The organism is Mesorhizobium sp. M0496 (assembly GCF_040321205.1).
In the GTDB taxonomy this organism is placed as follows: Bacteria; Pseudomonadota; Alphaproteobacteria; order Rhizobiales; family Rhizobiaceae; genus Mesorhizobium.
The window spans coordinates 1-3,547 of the sequence record NZ_JAMYRC010000093.1; the positions used below are offsets into that span (position 1 = coordinate 1).

General features: G+C 63.1%; 4 protein-coding genes. 2 read left to right on the forward strand and 2 right to left on the reverse strand.

What is annotated here, in order from left to right:
• Nucleotides 1-161: 161 nt before the first annotated feature.
• Both NKI73_RS33370 and NKI73_RS33375 read right to left on the reverse strand, forming a co-directional pair.
• Nucleotides 162-719, reverse strand: coding sequence for an HNH endonuclease (locus NKI73_RS33370; RefSeq protein ID WP_006328497.1), 558 nt, complete (start codon nucleotides 717-719; stop codon nucleotides 162-164).
• Nucleotides 720-847: 128 nt separating this feature from the next.
• Nucleotides 848-1,489 (reverse strand): DNA-3-methyladenine glycosylase family protein, encoded by a 642-nt coding sequence (locus NKI73_RS33375; RefSeq protein WP_352636285.1) that lies wholly within the window; start codon nucleotides 1,487-1,489, stop codon nucleotides 848-850.
• A gap of 74 nt (nucleotides 1,490-1,563) precedes the next feature.
• On the opposite strand from NKI73_RS33375, the gene gluQRS reads away from it, so the two are divergent.
• Nucleotides 1,564-2,439: a tRNA glutamyl-Q(34) synthetase GluQRS gene (gluQRS, locus tag NKI73_RS33380; RefSeq protein WP_352636287.1), complete on the forward strand. Its 876-nt coding sequence runs from the start codon at nucleotides 1,564-1,566 to the stop codon at nucleotides 2,437-2,439.
• A 149-nt stretch (nucleotides 2,440-2,588) separates the two neighbouring features.
• Nucleotides 2,589-3,485, forward strand: a complete 897-nt coding sequence (locus NKI73_RS33385) for a DMT family transporter (RefSeq protein WP_352636288.1) — start codon at nucleotides 2,589-2,591, stop codon at nucleotides 3,483-3,485.
• Nucleotides 3,486-3,547: the final 62 nt, after the last annotated feature.

The window sequence follows — 3,547 nt, forward strand, 5'->3', positions numbered from 1 at the left end:
TAAACCGCTTTCTCTTCATCAGTCCGTCCTTCAATCAAGGCCCGGACTCTAATCTCAGATGGAGGAAATTCTCAGTGGCAGGTCAGGTCCAGTAGGCATGTGAGCATCGGAAGCGCAGACAATCGCTCCAGACGGCCGGCCTCCCGAATTCTCGGACGAGCTCAGGGTTCGAGTTCGACATCCCAGTACAGATAATCCATCCAGCTCTCATGCAGATGGTTGGGCGGGAACAGGCGGCCGTTATTGTGCAGATCGTGCACTGTCGGCTGGAATGGCTTTTGCAGCGGCCACATCTTGGCGTGCGCCGGCATCATGCCGCCCTTCCTGAGGTTGCAAGGCGAACAGGCGGCAACGACATTCTCCCATGTGGTCGCGCCGCCGCGATGGCGGGGGATGACGTGATCGAAGGTCAGGTCCTCCGGCGTGCCGCAATACTGGCACTGGAAACGGTCGCGCAGGAAGACGTTGAAGCGGGTGAAGGCCGGATGCCTCGACGGCTTCACATAGGCCTTCAGGCTGACCACGCTCGGCAGCTTCATCGAGAAGGTCGGCGAGGAAACGGCGTGCTCGTATTCGGCCACGATGTTCACCCGGTCGAGGAACACCGCCTTGATCGCGTCTTGCCACGACCAGAGCGACAGGGGGTAATAGCTGAGCGGACGGTAATCCGCATTCAGCACCAGTGCTGGAAGCCCATCCGGAGATACGGCAACCGTCACGTGTTTACCTCCTTGGTTCTAGACCCGAACGGCGAGGATACTGTAAGCCCGACATGACAGGGATGTGAAGCGGATTGTCGCGTCATCGAAGCGGCAAAAAGACATGATTTTCAGGCTTTTTTGCGGTTTCAGGCTGGTGGTGCGGCGTCCCGCCCTCTGGTTTCGCGATAATAGGACCAGAAAAGCCGCGACGCGACACCTCGCCACGGGCTCCATGATTCGGCCAATGCGATCAGTGTTTTCTCCGGCGGACGCGGGTCGATGCCGAGCGCGTGGCCGACCGCGCTCTGCAGCGCGACGTCTCGCGCCGGGAAGATGTCGGGGTGCCCGGCGGCAAACAACAGGTAGACTTCCGCCGTCCAGGGACCGATGCCGGACACCGCCGTCATCGTCGTGATCGCCTCCTGGGCATCGAGCGAACAGAGGTGATGCAGGTCGAGGCCATCGACCACGGCTTTCGCAATTGCGATCAGGCCGCGCTGCTTGGGCCGCGACAGGCCGGCGTCGCGAAACATGTCTTCGCCGGCAGCCAGGATAGCCTGCGGCGTCAGCGGATCGACGAGTTTCGTCAGCCGGCCGAAGATGGCATCGGCGCTGGCGCGGGACACTTGCTGCGAGACGACGATCGACGCCAGGCTCCTGAACCCCGGCTCGGAAAGCCGCAGCGGCACCTCGCCGGCCATGCCGCGCACCTTTTCCAGGCGTGGGTCGATCACGCAAAGCGCATCGAGCCCCCGGGCAATGTCGTCCGATGTCACGATACGCTGCATGCTTTCTTGTTCCTTGACCGGCTGCACGGTAGCAATTGGCAAAACCGCCGCACAACCCGATTGCCGTTTGAGAGATGACACTCCTGACATTCCGCTTCGCGCCCAGCCCCAATGGCGACCTGCATCTCGGCCATGCCTTTTCGGCGCTGCTCAACCAGAAGCTGGCGACACAGGCTGGCGGCCGCCTGCTGCTGCGCATCGAGGATATCGACACCACGCGCTGCACGCCGCAATTCGAGGCCGGCGTGCTTGCCGATCTGAAATGGCTGGGGCTCGCCTGGGAAGAGCCGGTGCGCCGCCAGTCGGAGCATTTCGCCGAATACGAGGCGACGCTTGAGCGGCTGATCGAGGAAGAACTCGTCTATCCCGCCTTCATGAGCCGTGGTGAAATCCGCGCCTTCATCACCGACAGCGACGGGCACGGGCGCGACTGGCCGCGCGACCCCGACGGCGTGCCGCTCTATCCCGCCGCCGACAAGGCGCTGCCGGTGAAGGAACGCAAGCGGCGGATTGCCGAAAACACGCCCTTCGCCTGGCGGCTGGATATCGGCGCCGCCTTGGCGCGTGTCGGCAAGGACCTGTCATGGACGGAGTATTCCGACGAGACGCTGGTTGCGACACGCTCCGTCGAAGCCCGCCCGCAGGACTGGGGCGACGTGATCGTGGCACGCCGCGACATCCCGACCAGCTACCACCTCGCCGTCGTCATGGACGATGCGCTGCAAGGCATCAGTCACGTCGTGCGCGGGCAGGATCTGTTTTCCGCCACCGGCGTGCAGCGCCTCCTCCAGGAGCTACTCGGGCTGCCGCAACCGGCCTATTTCCATCATCGTCTCATCCTCGGGCCCGACGGACGAAAGCTGTCCAAGAGCCTCGGCGACACCGGCCTAGCCGCGCTACGTCATGCCGGCGCATCACCTGATGACGTCAGGCGGATGGTCGGGCTTTGAGTCCGGCGGGATCAGAGAAACCGCCAGCCAGATGCACCGGGCGTTGAATTCCGGTGATGTATGGATCAACGGTTTCGCTTTGCGCGCCGGGTTGAACGGTATTAGAGCATCGCCACGGCAATTCTCTCCAGTACGGCGGACTCCGGAACATGCGCAGCATCAAGCGGTTCATTCCCGCCACCTTCGTCGTCCTGTGGGCGACCGGCTTCATCGGCGCGCGCTATGCCATGCCGTGGGCGGAGCCGTTCACCTTCCTTGCCGCGCGTTTCGTCATCGCCGCTGTCCTGCTGGCCATCCTGATGCTTGTGCTGGGCTCGAAGGGAGCCACAAGCGAGGAGGCATTGCATGCCACCGGCGCCGGCATACTGATGCACGGCGTCTATCTCGGCGCAGTGTTCTGGGCCATCCACCGGGGCATGCCTGCCGGCTTTTCGGCCCTCATCGTCGGCCTGCAGCCGCTGATCACGGCGGTGCTTGCCGGCAAGTTTCTCGGCGAGGCGATCCTGCCGCGCCACTGGCTTGGCCTTGGCATCGGCCTCATCGGCATCGTCATCGTGCTGTGGCCCAAGCTCGGGGCGCTGGGCGGCGGCGTGACGGCGGCGACGCTGACCGCCTCGCTGGTCTCGGTGCTCGGCATGAGCGCCGGCACCATCTGGCAGAAACGCTTCGCATCCGGCGGCGACCTCGTCGCGGCAACCATGTGGCAATATGTCGGCGGCGCGGCTGTCATGATCCTGGCGGCGCTGGCCTTCGAGACGCACACGGTCGTCATCAACGGCGAACTGATCTTCGCCATGGCCTGGCTGGTGCTGGTGCTGTCGCTCGGCGCCATCTTCCTGTTGATGGTGATGATCCGCGACGGCGAGATGTCGAAAGTGGCCTCGCTGTTCTATTTGGTGCCGGCGGTGACGGCCATCATCGCCTGGGCCTTGTTCGACGAGCAGCTCAACGCGCTGCAGATTGTCGGCATGGCGATCACCACATTCGGCGTCGGCCTGGCAACGGCGCGGCAGACCAAGGGAAGAATTGAGGAATTGAGGAATTGAGGAATTGAGGAATTGAGGAATTGAGGAATTGAGGAATTGAGGAATTGAGGAATTGAGGAATT